At 59.2% G+C, this 16,480-nt stretch carries 21 protein-coding genes; 15 read left to right on the top strand and 6 right to left on the bottom strand.

Annotated features, from left to right (window positions below; all coding sequences use genetic code 11):
• Positions 1–22: 22 nt before the first annotated feature.
• The gene (locus D3D01_RS14135; protein WP_121512616.1) at positions 23–991 is read right to left on the bottom strand and encodes a DUF3179 domain-containing protein; all 969 of its coding nucleotides are present in this window, start codon (positions 989–991) and stop codon (positions 23–25) included.
• 186 nt (positions 992–1,177) lie between these two features.
• Here D3D01_RS14135 and D3D01_RS14130 point away from each other — a divergent pair, with 186 nt between their 5' ends.
• From D3D01_RS14130 to D3D01_RS14100, 9 genes are all read left to right on the top strand, one after another.
• Positions 1,178–1,609, top strand: coding sequence for a hypothetical protein (locus D3D01_RS14130; protein WP_121512615.1), 432 nt, complete (start codon positions 1,178–1,180; stop codon positions 1,607–1,609).
• Positions 1,610–1,636: 27 nt separating this feature from the next.
• Positions 1,637–1,918, top strand: coding sequence for a hypothetical protein (locus D3D01_RS24135; protein WP_199725400.1), 282 nt, complete (start codon positions 1,637–1,639; stop codon positions 1,916–1,918).
• Positions 1,919–1,978: 60 nt separating this feature from the next.
• Positions 1,979–2,443, top strand: a complete 465-nt coding sequence (locus D3D01_RS25000) for a M20/M25/M40 family metallo-hydrolase (RefSeq protein WP_199725402.1) — start codon at positions 1,979–1,981, stop codon at positions 2,441–2,443.
• Positions 2,422–2,889: a peptidase dimerization domain-containing protein gene (locus tag D3D01_RS24125; RefSeq protein ID WP_199725404.1), complete on the top strand. Its 468-nt coding sequence runs from the start codon at positions 2,422–2,424 to the stop codon at positions 2,887–2,889. The genes D3D01_RS25000 and D3D01_RS24125 overlap by 22 nt, the downstream gene beginning before the upstream one ends.
• 134 nt (positions 2,890–3,023) lie before the next feature.
• Positions 3,024–4,694, top strand: coding sequence for a plasmid stabilization protein (locus D3D01_RS14120; protein WP_121512614.1), 1,671 nt, complete (start codon positions 3,024–3,026; stop codon positions 4,692–4,694).
• Between the two features lie 89 nt (positions 4,695–4,783).
• A complete protein-coding gene (locus D3D01_RS14115; RefSeq protein ID WP_121512613.1) occupies positions 4,784–5,158 on the top strand; it encodes a helix-turn-helix domain-containing protein in 375 nt (124 codons plus the stop codon).
• 97 nt (positions 5,159–5,255) lie between these two features.
• The gene (locus D3D01_RS14110; protein ID WP_121512612.1) at positions 5,256–5,813 is read left to right on the top strand and encodes a carboxymuconolactone decarboxylase family protein; all 558 of its coding nucleotides are present in this window, start codon (positions 5,256–5,258) and stop codon (positions 5,811–5,813) included.
• Positions 5,814–5,818: 5 nt separating this feature from the next.
• Positions 5,819–6,772 carry a sulfite exporter TauE/SafE family protein gene (locus D3D01_RS14105; protein ID WP_121512611.1) on the top strand — a complete coding sequence of 318 codons (954 nt, stop codon included), beginning with the start codon at positions 5,819–5,821 and terminating at the stop codon, positions 6,770–6,772.
• A 2-nt stretch (positions 6,773–6,774) separates the two neighbouring features.
• On the top strand, positions 6,775–7,041 hold the full coding sequence (locus D3D01_RS14100) for a MarR family transcriptional regulator (protein ID WP_121512610.1): 267 nt from the start codon (positions 6,775–6,777) through the stop codon (positions 7,039–7,041).
• Positions 7,042–7,096: 55 nt separating this feature from the next.
• Here D3D01_RS14100 and D3D01_RS24120 read toward each other — a convergent pair whose 3' ends face one another.
• A complete protein-coding gene (locus tag D3D01_RS24120) occupies positions 7,097–7,273 on the bottom strand; it encodes a hypothetical protein (protein ID WP_199725399.1) in 177 nt (58 codons plus the stop codon).
• Positions 7,274–7,448: 175 nt separating this feature from the next.
• Here D3D01_RS24120 and D3D01_RS14095 point away from each other — a divergent pair, with 175 nt between their 5' ends.
• The 3 genes from D3D01_RS14095 to D3D01_RS14085 all read left to right on the top strand — a co-directional run bounded on the left by D3D01_RS14095 (position 7,449) and on the right by D3D01_RS14085 (position 10,352).
• On the top strand, positions 7,449–8,312 hold the full coding sequence (locus D3D01_RS14095) for an SDR family oxidoreductase (RefSeq protein WP_121512609.1): 864 nt from the start codon (positions 7,449–7,451) through the stop codon (positions 8,310–8,312).
• On the top strand, positions 8,305–9,276 hold the full coding sequence (locus D3D01_RS14090) for a patatin-like phospholipase family protein (protein ID WP_121512608.1): 972 nt from the start codon (positions 8,305–8,307) through the stop codon (positions 9,274–9,276). Before D3D01_RS14095 ends, D3D01_RS14090 begins: the two co-directional genes overlap by 8 nt.
• A 134-nt stretch (positions 9,277–9,410) precedes the next feature.
• Complete coding sequence (locus D3D01_RS14085) at positions 9,411–10,352, top strand: DUF6610 family protein (RefSeq protein ID WP_121512607.1); 942 nt, start codon at positions 9,411–9,413, stop codon at positions 10,350–10,352.
• A gap of 126 nt (positions 10,353–10,478) precedes the next feature.
• Here the strand turns inward: D3D01_RS14085 and D3D01_RS14080 are convergent, their stop codons facing one another.
• Positions 10,479–11,171 carry a Cdc6/Cdc18 family protein gene (locus tag D3D01_RS14080; RefSeq protein WP_233563369.1) on the bottom strand — a complete coding sequence of 231 codons (693 nt, stop codon included), beginning with the start codon at positions 11,169–11,171 and terminating at the stop codon, positions 10,479–10,481.
• A gap of 137 nt (positions 11,172–11,308) precedes the next feature.
• A complete protein-coding gene (locus tag D3D01_RS14075; RefSeq protein ID WP_121512606.1) occupies positions 11,309–12,583 on the bottom strand; it encodes an IS4 family transposase in 1,275 nt (424 codons plus the stop codon).
• A gap of 372 nt (positions 12,584–12,955) precedes the next feature.
• Here D3D01_RS14075 and D3D01_RS14070 point away from each other — a divergent pair, with 372 nt between their 5' ends.
• A complete protein-coding gene (locus D3D01_RS14070; RefSeq protein WP_121512605.1) occupies positions 12,956–13,780 on the top strand; it encodes a hypothetical protein in 825 nt (274 codons plus the stop codon).
• Positions 13,781–13,933: 153 nt separating this feature from the next.
• The gene (locus D3D01_RS14065; RefSeq protein WP_121512604.1) at positions 13,934–14,926 is read left to right on the top strand and encodes a hypothetical protein; all 993 of its coding nucleotides are present in this window, start codon (positions 13,934–13,936) and stop codon (positions 14,924–14,926) included.
• A gap of 45 nt (positions 14,927–14,971) precedes the next feature.
• Here D3D01_RS14065 and D3D01_RS14060 read toward each other — a convergent pair whose 3' ends face one another.
• Positions 14,972–15,403, bottom strand: coding sequence for a type II toxin-antitoxin system VapC family toxin (locus tag D3D01_RS14060; RefSeq protein ID WP_121512603.1), 432 nt, complete (start codon positions 15,401–15,403; stop codon positions 14,972–14,974).
• The gene (locus D3D01_RS14055; protein ID WP_004966486.1) at positions 15,403–15,651 is read right to left on the bottom strand and encodes an AbrB/MazE/SpoVT family DNA-binding domain-containing protein; all 249 of its coding nucleotides are present in this window, start codon (positions 15,649–15,651) and stop codon (positions 15,403–15,405) included. Before D3D01_RS14055 ends, D3D01_RS14060 begins: the two co-directional genes overlap by 1 nt.
• Positions 15,652–15,881: 230 nt before the next feature.
• Between D3D01_RS14055 and D3D01_RS14050 the strand changes: the two genes are divergently transcribed.
• Positions 15,882–16,463: a hypothetical protein gene (locus tag D3D01_RS14050; RefSeq protein ID WP_121512602.1), complete on the top strand. Its 582-nt coding sequence runs from the start codon at positions 15,882–15,884 to the stop codon at positions 16,461–16,463.
• Positions 16,464–16,480: the final 17 nt, after the last annotated feature.

Here is a 16,480-nt window from a genome sequence, read left to right as displayed (position 1 = left end):
CAGTCGGCAGCAAGCGATCTGTTCAGTTGAGGCTGTAGAAACTCTCTGTGCCGTGGTCGTCTTGCCAAGCGAAGGCGTACAGCCGTCGTGAGGGAACCCGGGCCAGGTGGCGGCCGTCGTTGCTCTGTCCTGTCGGGAGGTCCCAGGTTACTCCGTCGCCGTACAGTGTCTCGTCACGCAGTTCGAACTCGTAGCCCGGGTTCTCAAAGGCGCGCATCGCCGTGTCCGAACTGGCGACGACCACGATCTCTAGGCCGCCAACGGTATCTGTTATCACGCCCTCGGCCGCCCGAATCTGCAGGACCGGGTATGCAACGGCGTCATCCCCGTGGACGATGCCGATGACTGTCGTCTTCGCGTCTATGTCTGTACGGTCCCAGGTGCGCTGTGGTCCCTCCCCGCGCATCGCGCGGAGGCCGAACTCGGGGTCGGCGTCGTACCGGTCATACGGAGTCATGTCGTAGGCCTCGCGCGGCGAGTTCCCGCGGGCATCGTCCGGGCCGCCGTGAACTGGTTGCAAGACGACTCCATCGGGGTACGCCGTCCGGAACTGCGCCCAGGTCAGTATAGACGACGGCACCACGGACAGTTCCCGGCCGTCGAGTGGGCCGCTGATGGCCCTGCCGAGCGGTTGCTTCCACTCCGATTCCATCTCGCGGTCATACATCACCAGCGCGTCGTCGGCTAGTTTGCCCGAGGTACCGAACGTCAGCGTCTGTCCATCGACCGTCCGATCGTAGACGACGGCGCTGGCACAGATGGGACACCATGTTACCGCGACTGGGCGCTCGTCGTCCCCCGAACTCTCAGTCGCTTCGAGCACGTCGTTGACGATTTCGTGGTAGCTGAGCACTCTGACCGGATACGCCCGCGGCGGGTCGGCCTCGACGACGATGACCTCGTCGTCCGGGTCCCCGAAGTAGCTCGTGTCGAAGGTGGGGTTGTCGATGCCCGGAATTGCGTCCCGCGGCAGCACGTCCTGCATATCCATACCTCGATTAGCGGGAGTAGCCAAATAACCGCTTGGCTACGACCAGATTTGGATGGTTTGTCTGGCAATAGCGGGTTACCTCACCGAAACCGACTGTCGGTCCGGTTACAACCGGTTTATTACTCACCAACAGAAACAGGGTTACCAGACGTAACCCGAAGGCCGTTGCGGAACAACACGATACATATGGTAAGCATACTCAGCGGATTGGTCGGCGGACTGGTTGCTACGATTGTCATGACGATGTTCATGATGGGACTCGGAGACGACTCTCCACCGCCCACGGCGGCGCTGTGGGCGAAATACGTGGGTGACGAGGGGCCCGAGTCGTACATGATGCAGGGGATGGTGTTACACATGCTGTACGGCATTGGTGCTGGCGGCGCATTCGCTGTCGGCGTGACGGCGCTGGGTCTCGGCGTTGGGGCCGGGGTACTGACCACGAGCCTGCTGTGGGCCGTCATCTATGGGCTGGCACTGACCGTGGTTGGTGCGATATTCTGGATGCGCATCGTCCTCGCGATGGAGCCAGAGCCGAAGATGGTCGGGATGTTCGCGTTCTTCTATCTGGTCTACGGCGTCGTGCTGGGCGCGACTGTCACGTACATTCCGCTGTAACACCGGCAATCACAGTCGAGCTTTTTCATGTCACAGCCATCGCTCCCAGCACAAGTCGAGGCCAACTGCGAGCGCGTCGTCGAGACGACGCTGGACCTGCTCGCGTTTGATACGCAGAATCCCCCTAGAGCGACGACGGAGATAATCGAGTACATCGAGACGGTGGTGACAAAGGCCGGGCTCGAAACAGAACGACTCAGCGCAGCGTCGGCCGACCCCGGGCTCGTTGCGTGGTTCCCGGAGCAGCCAGCGCCGGAGCTAGTGTTCAACGGTCACATCGACACGGTCCCGTTCAGCCGCGAGGCCTAGACACGCGGTCCGCTAGGCGAGCGGGACGGCAGCGAAATCTATGGTCGCAGGGCGACGGACATGAAGGGGGCGGTCGCCGCGATGCTGGCGGTCGTCCGGGCCGTTGCCGAGACTGACACCACCCCAGCGGTGCCGCTCGGGTTCGTATTCAGCAGCGACGAGGAGACGAGTGGCGGCGAGACACTCCGGGATGGTCTGGACACGTTTCCGTCATCACCGTCGGCGTGTCTCATCGGCGAGATGACTGGCACGTCCGCCCGGCCGTCGGTCGCCGTCGCCGACAAGGGAAGCATCTGGCTCACGCTCGCTGCGACGGGCGAAGGTGCACACGGGTCGCGGCCGATGCTCGGCGTGAACGCCACGACCGGCTGTACGACACCGTTGACAGCCTCCGATCGGAGCTCCAGGCCGTCGAGTTCGACCTGCACCCCACCGTCGAACGGATACTCACCGAGTCGGTCGCCTACTACGCGCCGACTGTGGGCGAGGATGCGGCCAGGTCCATGCTCCAGCACCCCACCGTGAATCTGGGGACAATGCACGATGGGGAGGCGGTAAACAGTGCACCGACGGTGGCTACGGCGGACATCGACATCCGCCTCACGGCGAGCGTCCCGACGGCGTCAGTGCTGGAGCGAATCCGTGCGTTCGTGGCCGAGCGACAGGGCGTCGAGATACAGTCCACCGATTGGAGCGAGGGAACATACGAACTCCCAGGGCGGCCACTGGTCGAGGCTGTCCAGACCGTGAGTGAGGCGGTCACCGGCGAGCGGACGTTCGCCCGGAGCGCGACCGGCGGCGGGGACGCCAAGGCGCTCCGAAACGACGGCCTCTCAACCGTGGAGTTCGCGCTCGGAACCGAAACCGCCCACGCCGTCGATGAGCGAACCACCCGCCAGGCGCTCTGCCAGACGGCCCAAATATCTGCGCACCTCCCGGCGGAATTCGACAGTTCATCGACAGAGGCCTGATTTTTAACCCCGAGCGGGGACTTGCTGAGCTGTTCAATAAATGACTGGTTTTCGTATATAATTCTGTTGGGCACGCGTCTTAATAACACACAGGTAACACGGGGTTGAGACAGTAGTCCCGACTCGACACCAGTATGACGAGTCACGACAGGCGTTCGATACTGACCTACGGAGCGACCCTCGGACTGACCGCCCTTGCCGGCTGCAGCGGGGGCGAAGACGGCGGTGCGGAAACGCCGGAGACGGCTGAAATAGATAGCACTGACACGTCTGGTGGCGGCGACAGCGAGACAGAAACAGATGGCCAGGAAACAGCGGCTTACGAATGGAGCGACGCGACGTGGGACTCTTACTGGTACTCGCTGTACAACATGAGCACGAACATCGCCATGAGCGGGAACGGTGTGCTGTTCCCCCACAACGAGGAGCAACAGCAGGCGTTCGACGAGCGATTCCCAGCGATGCTGGAGGCTGCGAACACGGACAAACCACCGGTGAAGAACCCGAACCTGAACATGGCGGCGTTCACCGAGGGTGACCCATCCTTCACCGAGCAACCGGTCCTCTCAGGTGAGAACGGCCGCCCGGACGCAGCGACACTTGCTTGGGACAAGTCCAAATCATCGGGCGTCGTCAGCCCGTCCTCGGCTGGCTGGACCCACCTCAAGGGCGTCACTTGGGCGAAGAACTTCGAGAACCACTTTGATATTTTGCCGGACAGCCTCGCAGCGGAGTTCCGCTCAGAGGTGCTGTCGACGTTGGCACAGATTGGTATCAACGCGACGCTCATCGGCGGCGGGCCGGAGGGCAACGGTGCGCTGACGAAAGGCGAGAGCATGGAGTTGATTTCCGGGTTCCGACCCGCGAAAGGCAAAGTCGTCGACGACACTGCCCGCCCGAACCATCACTCGGCGATGCTGTGGTTTATGTCAGACATGACCAGCCTCGCCAAGGGCGGCTGGTTCGGTTACGAGAACCCGGAGCCCCTCATTCCCCCGAAGAAGATACAGCAACTCACCGATGGGCTGGCCGAAACAACGATGTCGCTGTTCGCTCCGGCGGACATCGTCGAGATGGGCTCTACACGCGACCTCGGCCAGATGCTCGGAGCGATCGCCTGGTACGGTACCCACGCTGGGAGCGACGAAATGGCCGACCAAGCCGCGTCCTACGCCACCGACCTTGGCGACGCCGTCGAGAGTTCGCTCGCGGGCAACGGCATGGTGGAGAACGGTGCGGCGAACCAAGCCGCGACCCAGGGCGTGGTGGGCCAGGGCCTCGTCTGGGCCTCCGAACTCAATGGTGTCGACTACACCGACACCGCCGGGGATGTGCTTGGATATATGATTGATGAACTCTGGGACGAGGACGCCGGTACGTTCGCGTCAGGGCCGGACGATTCGACCTACGCCATCACGGCCCGTGACGCGGGCGACGTAACCGGCGGCGTCAACGCCGCCGATGCGGTCTTGGGTATGGATGTCAAGTCCATCTACGCCCGCTACTTCAACCAGACGTTCAACCGCGGGCGCCTCCAGCGTGCCGAGCGACCGCAGTCCCGGAGTGAGTCAGCTGAACACACGCTACCACTGCCCGCAGAGGCCGGTGGCGAGTTCGGTCAGGCCGCGGTGTACAACGCCGAAATCGAGTACGACACCGAGGCGGACGAATGGACCGTCATCGATCGGTTGTTCGATACCGAGGGCGCGCTATACCTCGCGAACCAGGATATCTGGATCGGCCAGTGGGGTGGCGAGTTCTACGATGGCCGTGGGATTCCGGGGACGAACGATAGCCCGAAGTGAGGAATGGGCCATCGCTGCCTTTCTGGTAATGTTCAGTTATCCGATTACCGTGGGTAACTATTAGTAACCGGCGCTCCAACGCACTATGTATGAGTGATTCACCCGAGCAGATGGCGGTATGGTGTGCCGGCGAGGACTGGTGTCCGGTCACGTCGACGGCCACGCTCATCTGCCGCAAGTGGCATCCCGTCATCGTCCACCGACTGCTGCACAACGGGCCGACAGGGTTCAGCAAACTGGAGGATCACGTCGACGGTGTGTCGAGCAAAGTCCTCTCGGACAGCCTTGAAGACTTACAGGAGAAGGGACTTGTCGAGCGGACAGTCATCAACGACCAGCCGTTCCGCGTCGAGTACTCCCTGACCGAGCGCGGGGCCGACCTGGAACCGATAATCTCGGCGATGGAACAGTGGGGCAAGGCGAATCTTCACGCGCCCGACGAGTCGGCGGAGGGCCGGTTTTGAGTTCCGCCACTGCCGGGTGGCTCGCCCTTCACAGCCGCCATACCTCGTTACGCTCGGGTGAGCTACCGTTATTGAACCGTCGCTCGTTGCACCACTCATGACGCGACTCGACCTCCTCGAACTGGACGAGATCCCCGACGAGTACCATTACCTGTTCACAGATGACTACCTCGGGGACAGACACATCTTCCGAGTATGGGCGCACAACCCCGAAATCCTCGAAGCCACGCTGGAGTACCTGAACACGTTGTACGACCAGTTGACCCCCCGCAAGAAGGAACTAGTCATCCTCGCCGTCTCCCGCGCACGCGGGGCCCGGTACGAGTGGCACCAGCACGTCGACATCGCTCGCGACAAGGACGTGACGACCGAGGAGATGCGGGCCATTGGTGGCGGAGATCTTTCGGGCTTTTCCGACGAGGAATTCGTCCTGCTCCAGTACGCCGAAGCGGTCGCGACCGGCGACGTGACTGATCAGATTCATTCGGCACTCGAAAGAGCATACACGCCGGCAGAGATCGTTGCCATCGGGCTCATTGTGGATTTTTACGTCGGCCTGTGTAACTACGTGGCCGCGGTCGAACTCCCGTTCGAGGGTGGGGGGTTCGTCGGCTGGACGCCCGACGACGAAACTATCGCGACGTTGTTCGCCTGATATTGATGGAGGTGCCAGTCTCCGGAAATCGGTTCATCGCCCTCAGCATCATTGGGGCCGGAGCGATGGCTGTTGTCTCGGGGCAGCTCCCGCCAGTCAGCGGGTTTCCGATGGCACAGTTCCTCGCTCACTGGTGGGTGTTTCCCGCGTCAGTCGTTTTTGCGACGGTGGCCCTGTCGTCCGGTGTCTCCGGGGCGCTGTTTTTTAGCCCGTTTTTCATGCTCGTTGTCGGTCTCACACCGTCACAGGCCATTGGCGCTGGCCTCCTGACGGAGGTGTTCGGAATGGGGAACGGTCTGCGCTCCTATGTAAAACAGCAGGTCGTTGACTTCCAGACGGCGAAGTGGCTCCTGCTGGGGTCAGTGCCGGCCATCATCGTCGGCGCGTTCGCGGCCCACTATGTCGATCCGACGATTCTGAAGCTCATATTCGGCGCAGGCTTGCTCCTACTCGGTGGGTTCCTCGTCTACTACGAGGCCCCCGAAAACTGCGAACCCGGTGAGTGTGAGGGGGAGTACCTGAAAGCGAAAAACACCGGCCGTGGCACGACTACGGTCGAGGCCACGGACGGCGAGACGTTCACGTACGACACCTGCTGGCGGACGCCAGGTGTGGCATTGTCGACGGTCGGCGGATTTATTACCGGCCTCATTAGCGCCGGTCTCCCCGAAATTGTGACGACCCAGCTCATCGTCCGGTGTCGGGTCCCACCACGCGTCGCTGTCGCAACCAGCGTGTTCGTCCTCGGGGTGACCGCTATTGCCGGGGCGCTCGTCCACGCGCTTACGGCTACGCCGGTCTGGTATGTCGTCGCGTGGTCGATTCCCGGTGTGCTTGTCGGCGGCGCTATCGGAACCCGCGTCGGGAAGTACATCCCGAGTGATCTGATGGAAACGGGCCTTGGCGTCGTCTTCGGAATCGTCGGTGCAATCGTCCTCGCACTCGAACTCCTCGTCTAATAATGCGACCGGACACACTCTCAGACACCCACGCCGAACGACTGCGCGCGTGTCCGCCCAGCGCGAAACTCGTCTTCATGACGCTCGCCAACGAGGGAGGACTGACGCAGAAACAATTGGCGACCGAGACGCTGATGCCGCGGCGAACGGTCCGAGGCGCGCTCGATCAGCTGACAGACGCGGGGCTCGTGACTGCACAAGCTTGTATATACGACGCCCGAAAACGGGTGTATCAGGTCACGCCTAGTGGACGGAGATCGGAACCATAGCGGTCACATTTGCGTTAGCAGGAAAATACGGTTTCTCGGATGGTTCGACGGGGTATTACCGCCAATCTTCCAGGGCGAGCGTCGTGGCCGACTGAATCCAGGCGTCTTCGTGGTCTTCGTCGTAGAGTATCACGTCGCCGTCGACCTTCACGGACGTGTACCGGTCGTAATCGTCGGTTGCTGGACCCGTCGTAGGGAATCGGTCGTGGGTATCGCTTGATTTCGTGGACATCGGGTATGTACCTCGCTTGGTTACGTTTCTAAATACTACCGCCTAACGTATAGTATCTCGCTAACCTATAAGTAATCTACTTCTCGCAAGCGAATCGATACCGCCGCGAGTGCGTTACCTGAACGTGAGATGCAGTTATGCGTTTCCCGGTTCGTTAGTTATGACGTGAACGCCAATGTCTGAGGCTGAAATGGATCTGACTGCCCCCGAACTGACTCCAGACGACTTCCTGTACATAGACGATCCGTATTTTTCGAGGGACAACGTCGCTATCGTCACCGGTGCTGCCTCCGGTATCGGTCGTGCGACCGCGGTGAGTCTGGCCGCGAACGGCCTCACCGTCGTCGGGGCCGATATCGACGAAGACGGTCTCGAAGCGACCGGCGACCGCATCCAATCGTTTGACGCCGATGGGGCCTTCCACGGTGTCGAAACAGACCTGACTGACGACGACGATGTTGAGGCGGTCGTCGAAGCAGCAGCCGAGGAGGGATCCCTGCGGTTCGTGGCCAACATCGCGGGGATGCAACACATTGCCAGCATTGCTGAGTTCCCGATGGAGAAGTACGACCTCCTGCTGGATATCATGCTCCGGTCACCGTTCAAGATGGCCCAGGCAGCCATGCCGCACATTGAGGACACCGACGACGGCGTCGGTGCGATAGCGAACATGTCCTCGGTTCACGGCCACTACGCGACGAAGGACAAGCCGGCCTACATTACGGCGAAACACGGCCTGACGGGACTGACACGTGCCATCGCTGCCGAGGGCGAGGGGACGCTTCGGGGCTTCTCGGTCAGCGTTGGCTACGTACTCACGCCGCTGATGGTCAATCAAATCGAGGACACAGCCGAGGAACGCGGTCTCTCGAAACGCGAGGTCATCGAGGACGTAATGTTGGGCCAGGCCCGGACGAAAGAGATGATGACACCGGCGGAGGTGGCGAACCTCCTTATATTCGGCTTCTCCAGCCACGCCAAGCATCTCAGCGGCGGGGACCTGCTGTTCGACGGTGGGTACGTGAACACGTATGAGTGATGACACAGCCCCGACACGCGTCGCCATCGCCTGTCAGGGCGGCGGGAGCCACACGGCGTTTACCGCGGGTGTCCTGCAGGAGATACTATCAGAGTGGGACGATGAGAGCTACGACCTCGTCGGCATCAGCGGGACCTCCGGCGGCGCGTTCAACGCTCTTGCGACGTGGTACGGACTCCTCACTGGTGGCCCGGAAGCGGCGGTGGAGTTACTGGACAGTATCTGGGACGATATCACCGTCAGCGGTGCACAGGACCGGTGGATGAACACGCTAGTGACGAACATCTCTCGGATGGACAGTGCCGGATTCGCCATTCCAAGCGTCAGCCCGTCTCAGATTCCGATACCGGAAGTCGGCAAACAGCGCATCAGGACCATTCTCGAACGCCATATCGATTTCGAGGAAATCCCTGATATCTGCCAGCGAGACACGCCGGAACTGGTCGTCGGCACCGTCAACGTCAACGCCGGCGTTTTCGAGACATTCGTCAACGAGGACGTGACAGTCGAAGCGGTACTCGCCTCCGCGGCCGTGCCTAACATGTTCGAAGCGGTCAAAATCAACGGCCACTACCACTGGGACGGCCTGTTTTCGCAGAATCCACCGGTGGGCGACCTGATGAATCTCTCGCCCGACCGCAAGCCCGAGGAACTCTGGGTCATCCAAGTCAACCCACAGACGTTCGAAGGCGAACCGACAACGAGCGAGGTCATCGCAGACCGGCGCAACGAATTGTCGGGCAACATCTCCCTCAATCAGGAACTTGGCTTCATTGAGCAGGTCAATGAATGGGTTGAGAACGGGAAGCTCCCTGCTGAAGAGTTCACAAAGACTGATGTTCACCGGATTCAGATGGGCAAACAGTACCACTGCTCGACAAAGGTTGACAGAGGTCCTGATTTCATTAACGAATTGCGAGAGTTGGGTACCCGCAGAGCTCGTGAGTTCATAGAAACAAAATAATATTGATGGTAGAGCTGTAACCCCTTTCCTTCATTCTTCTCGACATTTCTTCCCGTCTCCGTATTTAAGTCGCGGGGTCGTTTTGTGCCGCGCCTGCCAGCTGGGCGCGCCGGTGGGCGCGCTCGGTGTTATTCATGCCTTCTGAGGCGCGACACTCTTGGTCAGCGGCGGCTGTCGGCGATGCACAGCAGGCTGAGTACATCGGGTTCCTTCACCGGGAACCGTTCGTAATTGATGCTTACCGGCTTGGGTTTGCTGTCGGCGTTCGCGAGGACTACACCTACCAGTCCAAACTGCGGAACGTCGACGTCCCGATTGAGATTCTAGACAACGACTTTCGGAATCCTGACTTGGACCGGTACATTGAGCGCTTCGAGCGATGCGAGCCATCGGTCGGGATGCTTGGCGATGCATACGACCGACAGGAGGCGCGCCGGTACAACCAAGCCGCACGGGAGCTGAAACGAAAGTTTCCGGGGACAGAGGTTATCATCGTCCCGAAGTGCCGCGACGCAATCGACGTGATCGACGACGACATTGTCTTAGGCTACCCGATGGGCTACTCCGACCAGACAGCCGACGAGTACACGAATATTGTGGACTGGCGGGGACAGCGAGTGCAGCTGCTGGGAGCGAGTCCGACGAAGCAGTATCCAGTGATTGAGGAGCTAACACAGCCGCGTGTGACCGGTGAAGAACCAGCCGATATCGTTGGCGTCGACTGGAACGGGATTCATCTGGCGGCGCTTCACGGCGAGTATTTTTCGCCACACGGCTACGCGAGTGCGGACCACCTCTCGATACGGGAGACGGTTCAACAGAGCTTGCGGCACATCCGGTCATACTGGAAATCGCGGGGTGTGTGGCCGACCGTGGAGACAGACCGGAGCCCGCTAACAGCGGAACCGATGGACCTCGTCTGGGCTGCTGACGGTTCGAGAGCGACTGTGAATGGCCTTGAGGATGCGATTGTCGTTGAGTACGAGAACGGACAGACGCTCGCGTACCGGAGCCAACACGAGCGAGACAGGGTGGAATACCGGGCAGGACTCACTCCCAGTGAAGTTCACGGCTAGAGCCGAACGTGTCGTCTCAGAGAATTTTGTGACTCCCCGTAGGACGAGGGAGTACCAGTGAGCGCGAAACTGTCACAGGAGACGGCACCATAGCACAGATGACTACCGATATCTGAACAGCGACTGCTACCCTAGCGTCTGTTGTTCGTTCAGCCACTCCTTTGCTAAATCGTCGAAGTCGACGGATTCGAACCGGGAAACGGCCTCAAGCACGTCGATAGCCGTCGATGGCTCAACGCGAAGTTCGAATGTATATGCCTCGCCGCCCACAGATCCGGAGGCAGATTTCCGTGCACGAATGATACTCAGCATATCGAGTTCGATAAGGTGGTCGCGCATCCGTCGCTGGGCTAGTCGGTCGGCGTCGATGTGATCTGATAGCGACTTGTAGATGTCGTAGACGTCACGTGTCCGAATCTCGGAGTGGCCCCCGAGTTCGAGAATTGTCACCGCTGCCAGCGCGAGGTGGCCCTGTGTCGTGAGTTGTTCCATGCCCTCTATGATTAGTTCTCGCTCAGCCTCACCCTGAGCGGTTCGGACGTGTTCTTCTCCGACACGGGAATCACCCTCAGATTCGGCGATGGCGGCAGCTTTTCGGAGATACTTGATTGCTTGGCGGGCACTCCCCTTGTCCTGTGCAGCGTACGCAGCACAGAGCGGAATCACGTCTTCAGATAGTACGTTCGAGTGGATACGCAAGAGCGTACACTCGCTCCGGTCAGCATCGATAGCCTCGAAACTGTCGGCAAGCGAGTTATCGTCGTTGTCGTCAAGATTGGCGCTGATCTCGAATTCTTCGCCGGCAGGTGTCTCGTACACTAGTGACGTGTCCCGGAACGCCTTACTCGCACGGCGAGAGAGGATGTCACGGAGTCCGTGTGCGTCGTACGGTGGAAAAAAGATTGAGTCATCGTAGAGGCTGTCCTTCGCAGCAGGATCGAGGCATTCGTCTTTAGCTAAGACTTACACCTCGGTTGCGTAGCGGTAGCGAGCGTCTCCTGTAAGATCGGTCGTTGTTGATGGATCTTCTGTGCATCTTCGATCAACCGCTCCAACAGCGGTGGTGGTGAGTAGCCAAGGAATTCACCGAGTTCGTGGAGGATGAGCTGGGCGTGCGACCGGAAGGTCGCCGCCCAGCGTTCTGGCGGGAACACGATCTCATCATCGGCTTGCTCGGTGACCAGATCCAACAGATCACGGCTCACCAACAGCGACAGCAACGCTGCGTACAGCAGAATTTTCACGACATCCGGGTTGCTCGTGTCGAACTCGTCTAGCTCGTACTGCGTCTTCAATTCACGGAGCAGCGTTTCTACCTCCCATCGACACCGATACACCGTTGCTAGATCCGCCGGCAGGAACTCCTCTCTCGGGAGATTCGTGATGTAGAGATGGTAGTCGTCGGCGTCCGCGATTCGGACGCCGACGACGCGGAACCGCTTCGTATCCAGCGATTGAGTTCCCTCGTACTGACCCCGCTTGAACTCGGCTCCGACCTCTACGTCAATGTACTTCCGCGAGAGATCATCGACCACATCGTGGATCTGCTTGCCCTCCAAGGGAATGGCGCGGCCGCGCCATTCCCGTAATTCCGCCGTTATCACCGGGTTTGCGTTCTGCTTCAGCCGACTCACAAAGTAGCCGGCGTTCTCGTCGATCAACGCAAAGCGACGGTATTTGAAGTACGCTCGATCAAACAGAACCAGTCGTCCTTGCAGCCACGATCCTGTCTTGAACAGCGCGCTGTCGTGCGTTTTCTCATCAGTCACATCGATCTGTTCAATCGTCTGGTCGGTGGCGTTGTGGAGCAGGTGGAGCTTCGCTCCAGCCTGCTCCTCGTGGCGAGCTTGGAACTCATCAGAGAGAAACTCGTGCAACCGCAACACCGTTCCATCAGCGATCATCACGTCCCTGAATCGGTCGATATCAGCGTCAACAGCGTCGGGAACAGCGACCTCGTCGAGACCCCGCTCGACGAGGTCGCGGAGGTACTCTACGAGTGATGGCGTCAACCGTTGGTAGAAGCCGCCGGGAGAGATCGTCTCGTCAGCTGTCGAGTTGTAACTGCGTCTGAAGCCAGCGAGTGTTCGGCTTTCGCCTGCGGCGAAGCCGAACACGAGCGCCCACACGAGGACTGGTACCTGAAGCTTGCCCTCACGTTCGACCACGCCGAGTTCCTCGGCGTGCTCTTCGAGGAACTCAGATGGAAAAAGCGTAGTGAGCCGACGCATGATTCTCGATGAGGAGCGAGGGTTGTGCACAGACTTCTCCTCCTCATTCCTCTCGAAAAGTAGCCTCGATAAGCCACCGCTGACACGTGATTCTTCGCTTAGCTAAAGACGGATGAGGGGGATGGTTTCTTCTCTATTAGCCCGTCAACTAGACGAGTAGAGTACTAGCTGAATGATCTTGGTCGGATCGAAAAGCTCCGGAAATAGTGGTGTGTGGTCCTTGGGTTGGTTCCAGCAGGAAATCAGTGTGAGGTCAGAATACTGACGGACTGAATGGCTCATAATCAAGCACTACTCACTGCATTCGCGGCCTATTAGATCGTACTCTTACGAGCGATTTTGTGCCGCCTCGGTGGCTGGAGGCTTTCCAGTATGTTGCCGACAACCGAACCACCGTTCGACCCGATCTTCGTCGAGGAACCGCTGCTTATCCCAAACTACAAAGAGACGATCATCAGCAAAGTCGGCTTACCGTTCTACGCCGACGTCACTCGCCCCGATGAAGCGCCCGCTGACGAGCGCGAGCGAACTATCGACCTCGCGGAGCGAATCCTGCGCGCCGGCGGCGTCCGAACCGGCTTCGGGCACCACGAGGAAGTCCGGACCTCGATGGAGTCGTGGGCTCCCAATGCCGACGAGGAATGCGACGCTGACCCTGGCTACTGGCGGTCGTCAGTTCTCTTGATGTCTCCCCAAGAGATGAACTTCGGACAGCTGGACGGCGAACCCGAGGAGAGGCACGAGAAAGCCAAGACCGTGCTTGCGTGGGCCAGAGAGTGTATCGACACCGACGTCCTTCAGGAGATCGAGCGGTCCCAAGCCGAGGACATCAAGCAAGCATGGCGCGACGCCGCAGAAGCCGAACTGACCCAGCGCGAAATCGAGCAGTTCGCCGAGGAGCCGCCAGACAAACTCGATGGCTGGCAGAGACTTGACACCGGCCACGACGCTGTCAAGGTCGCATACGTCGCTGACAACCACGGGACCCCGTCGGTCGCGGCCGTCTTTGAGGGGGCTGACAGCGAATTGGAGGCGCTTGAGTTCACGCTGGAAGAGTGGCAAGAGAACGACGGCAATCCTCGTGCGGCAAGGTCAAATCGGTTCTGTGTCACGACTGATGGCGACGGGGCCTACGCCCAACTCCGGTCCCACCTGTTGACCTTCGAGGTCGAGCCGATGGAGCCACTCAAAGTGTAGATCATTCCTGCGCTGAGGATGGTCACATCCCAGATACACCACACCGTGTTTCGAGTGTAAACACTACTGCTATCTGGTGGTTTTCACCGGAAACGGTGGTGTGTCTGCACGCGTGAGCAGTAGTCATTTGATGATGGCAGTGCTGGATCGAATATGTCGTTCAGTGTCAACTGGCACACGCTGTTGGAGGAGGCTGATGAACTCCCATCTGATGCAGTGCTGGTGACGCCGCTCTCGCATACGCCGTTCCGGATCAGTGAGACCCAAGAACACCGAATCATCATCGACTACGTCGAAAAGGATGAGACACGACCACTCCAACGCGAGCAGTTCGAAACGCTGTTTTGGCGGGTGCATGACGAACCAAATCAAGAGTTCGCTCTTGACCGATTGCCACCCGATGCCGAGCCGTTCGCTACGGTCTGGTCGCTTCATCCACGAATAGAGATTGACGAAGACGCCGGTATCATCCGACAAAGCGACCTCGAAACCACGATACAGATCGCCACGACCGGTGATGGGGATGAAGAAACCGAGCGGACTGAACCGGATCTGCAAGTGTACAGCGACGCACTCCTGCTGACCGACGCCCTTGAGCGCCACGACGTCGACACGTTTGGCGATATCGAGACGGATACGCTCGTGGACCTGTACACGATGTTGTCGGATGTCCAGCGCAGTGCCAACGACCTCCGGAAAGAGGTCGCTGACGTCATCCTGAGTCGGCTCCATCACGACCAACCAGTCAGCGGGCAGTTTGGCTCCGTCCAGCGGACCGCACGCCGTCAACGCTCGCTCAAAGACGAGGAGACTGTGCTGAACGCGCTGGAAGCCGCCGGGATTGACCGTGAGCGCGTGACGAGCGTTGACCGAGACAAGGTGGACGATGCTCTTGAGGTGACCGAGCTGTCAGAGGCGGATCTGTATGACATTGAGAGTACCGAGTACGTCCGCAAAGCCGATGTTGACGAGGAGACCAAAGAGACCCGGCTTCAGGGGCTGAAAGATCGCCTTGTCGCCAGCGATGCTGACAATGACGAAGTCCAGCAGCTCCAAGACGAGATTGTGGAGCTTGAAGAGCGCATCGAGGAGCTGACCTCGTTTGATTCCGGGGCGTCCTATCACACTTCTTCAGCGACCGAATAAGCGCTCATTGGTATACTGAGCTTTCCTGTAGTCGGGACAGAGGTGCTACTGCTCAAACGGGTTATCAGGTGTCGTGAGGCGAGTGAGTGAGGAAACACCGTCAAATCCGTCGTCAAAGCTGTAGAGATATTCGATCTCTTCTCGTTGCATCGTTGCGACAATAATGGCATCAGTCAGTGAAAGGGACTCGTAGCGTCGGAACAGCGACCGGCCAGTGTCGAAATCAGATTTTGAACTCTGTATGAGTGAGAACCCGCTGCTCTCGATGATAGCATCAAGCGTTTCAGTCGCAACATTGTGCCCAGCCCTTGCCTGAAGATAATTGATGACCTCTTCGAGCACGTCACACAGGATGTACGCTGTTGGGAGGACTCCTTGGTCTACCGCCTGCGTAATTGCTTTGCCACGTTCGTGATTCTGATCACGAGAGAGACGAGTAGCGATGAGGACGTTTGCGTCGACAACAACCGCGGCCATCAGTAGTCTCCAGCAATGAGATCGTGGTCGTCAGCGGCATCAGTTGGTTCGCCTACGTCGACTGGCTCTAGTTGTGAGAACGCTCCATAGTGTTGCTTGACGAGTTTGATTGAAAGCTTCCCGTCATCGTCGACATGCCAGCGGATTTTGTCACCAGCTTCAACACCAGCCTCTCTCCGTACCGCTGCTGGGACCGTCACAGAATAGCTCTCGTTCACTGTCGTTTCGTCTTCGACTTCGTGGGACATATGTACAGGTTCGGGGTAGTCGCTAAAATAATTTGCCTCTAAATTTGCCGTGGGATGAGGTCTCTCAGAGACGTGATACCACCATGTGCGGAGGTACACGCTACAGCTGTTTCACTCACTTGACTAGGTGAAGAAACTATATTCAGCGATTGATCTCGTAAGCCGATAGCAATTTTTTGCACCCCCAGTCGGATGCGGGGCGGTCCAGTGAGAGCGTCCCGACAGTACCCATGGCATCGAAGACCACCAACAGCGATCAGACCGGAGAACAGCACCCAGCATCCAGCGAAGCGCAGTTCCCAGACCTTACAGTCCGCGCCGAAGGGACCGCAGATCGACTTCGGCGCGTGAATGAACCCGGGAAGGCCGATTGTCTCGAAACAGTCGAGGTCGAGCTAGCTGTCGAGTACGATATCGCCTCCTACGACGAGTGGCGCAATCTCGTCGACCCAGACTACGCCATACACGGACGGACCGTTGAGAAGGGCACGATCATCGACGACTTGCTCGACAGACTTGAAGGCCACTACCGCCGGCAGTCGTCCTCTAGATATGAAGCCCCGGACTGGAATCTCACGGTGACCGGCTCGGCGACTGCTTGGCGACGACTCTTGATGGAATTTTCCCAGATGCGAGGTTCAGATTCCGACCGTGCCCACAAAGGCACTCTTCGTCTCAAACGGTTGCTCGCCGCAGACCTCGTAGACACAGGCGCAGCGCTGGCTGCCCTCGAACTCATCAACCAGTACGATCTGGACAGATCAACGGACACGTTCATCGCAGAAGTGACGGACAGCACGGACGGCGAGTAGCCAACTCGTCCTGTCTT

The sequence above is a fragment of the Haloarcula sp. Atlit-7R genome (genome assembly GCF_003666065.1).
Classification (GTDB): Archaea; Halobacteriota; Halobacteria; order Halobacteriales; family Haloarculaceae; genus Haloarcula; species Haloarcula taiwanensis.
This window is presented reverse-complemented; position numbering and strand designations above follow the sequence as displayed.

Coding starts and splice junctions, on each gene's coding strand:
- D3D01_RS14135 (WP_121512616.1), bottom strand. CDS start 991: ATGGATATGCAGGACGTGCTGCCGCGGGACGCAATTCCGGGCATCGAC.
- D3D01_RS14130 (WP_121512615.1), top strand. CDS start 1,178: ATGGTAAGCATACTCAGCGGATTGGTCGGCGGACTGGTTGCTACGATT.
- D3D01_RS24135 (WP_199725400.1), top strand. CDS start 1,637: ATGTCACAGCCATCGCTCCCAGCACAAGTCGAGGCCAACTGCGAGCGC.
- D3D01_RS25000 (WP_199725402.1), top strand. CDS start 1,979: ATGAAGGGGGCGGTCGCCGCGATGCTGGCGGTCGTCCGGGCCGTTGCC.
- D3D01_RS24125 (WP_199725404.1), top strand. CDS start 2,422: ATGCTCCAGCACCCCACCGTGAATCTGGGGACAATGCACGATGGGGAG.
- D3D01_RS14120 (WP_121512614.1), top strand. CDS start 3,024: ATGACGAGTCACGACAGGCGTTCGATACTGACCTACGGAGCGACCCTC.
- D3D01_RS14115 (WP_121512613.1), top strand. CDS start 4,784: ATGAGTGATTCACCCGAGCAGATGGCGGTATGGTGTGCCGGCGAGGAC.
- D3D01_RS14110 (WP_121512612.1), top strand. CDS start 5,256: ATGACGCGACTCGACCTCCTCGAACTGGACGAGATCCCCGACGAGTAC.
- D3D01_RS14105 (WP_121512611.1), top strand. CDS start 5,819: ATGGAGGTGCCAGTCTCCGGAAATCGGTTCATCGCCCTCAGCATCATT.
- D3D01_RS14100 (WP_121512610.1), top strand. CDS start 6,775: ATGCGACCGGACACACTCTCAGACACCCACGCCGAACGACTGCGCGCG.
- D3D01_RS24120 (WP_199725399.1), bottom strand. CDS start 7,273: ATGTCCACGAAATCAAGCGATACCCACGACCGATTCCCTACGACGGGT.
- D3D01_RS14095 (WP_121512609.1), top strand. CDS start 7,449: ATGTCTGAGGCTGAAATGGATCTGACTGCCCCCGAACTGACTCCAGAC.
- D3D01_RS14090 (WP_121512608.1), top strand. CDS start 8,305: ATGAGTGATGACACAGCCCCGACACGCGTCGCCATCGCCTGTCAGGGC.
- D3D01_RS14085 (WP_121512607.1), top strand. CDS start 9,411: ATGCCTTCTGAGGCGCGACACTCTTGGTCAGCGGCGGCTGTCGGCGAT.
- D3D01_RS14075 (WP_121512606.1), bottom strand. CDS start 12,583: ATGCGTCGGCTCACTACGCTTTTTCCATCTGAGTTCCTCGAAGAGCAC.
- D3D01_RS14070 (WP_121512605.1), top strand. CDS start 12,956: ATGTTGCCGACAACCGAACCACCGTTCGACCCGATCTTCGTCGAGGAA.
- D3D01_RS14065 (WP_121512604.1), top strand. CDS start 13,934: ATGTCGTTCAGTGTCAACTGGCACACGCTGTTGGAGGAGGCTGATGAA.
- D3D01_RS14060 (WP_121512603.1), bottom strand. CDS start 15,403: ATGGCCGCGGTTGTTGTCGACGCAAACGTCCTCATCGCTACTCGTCTC.
- D3D01_RS14055 (WP_004966486.1), bottom strand. CDS start 15,651: ATGTCCCACGAAGTCGAAGACGAAACGACAGTGAACGAGAGCTATTCT.
- D3D01_RS14050 (WP_121512602.1), top strand. CDS start 15,882: ATGGCATCGAAGACCACCAACAGCGATCAGACCGGAGAACAGCACCCA.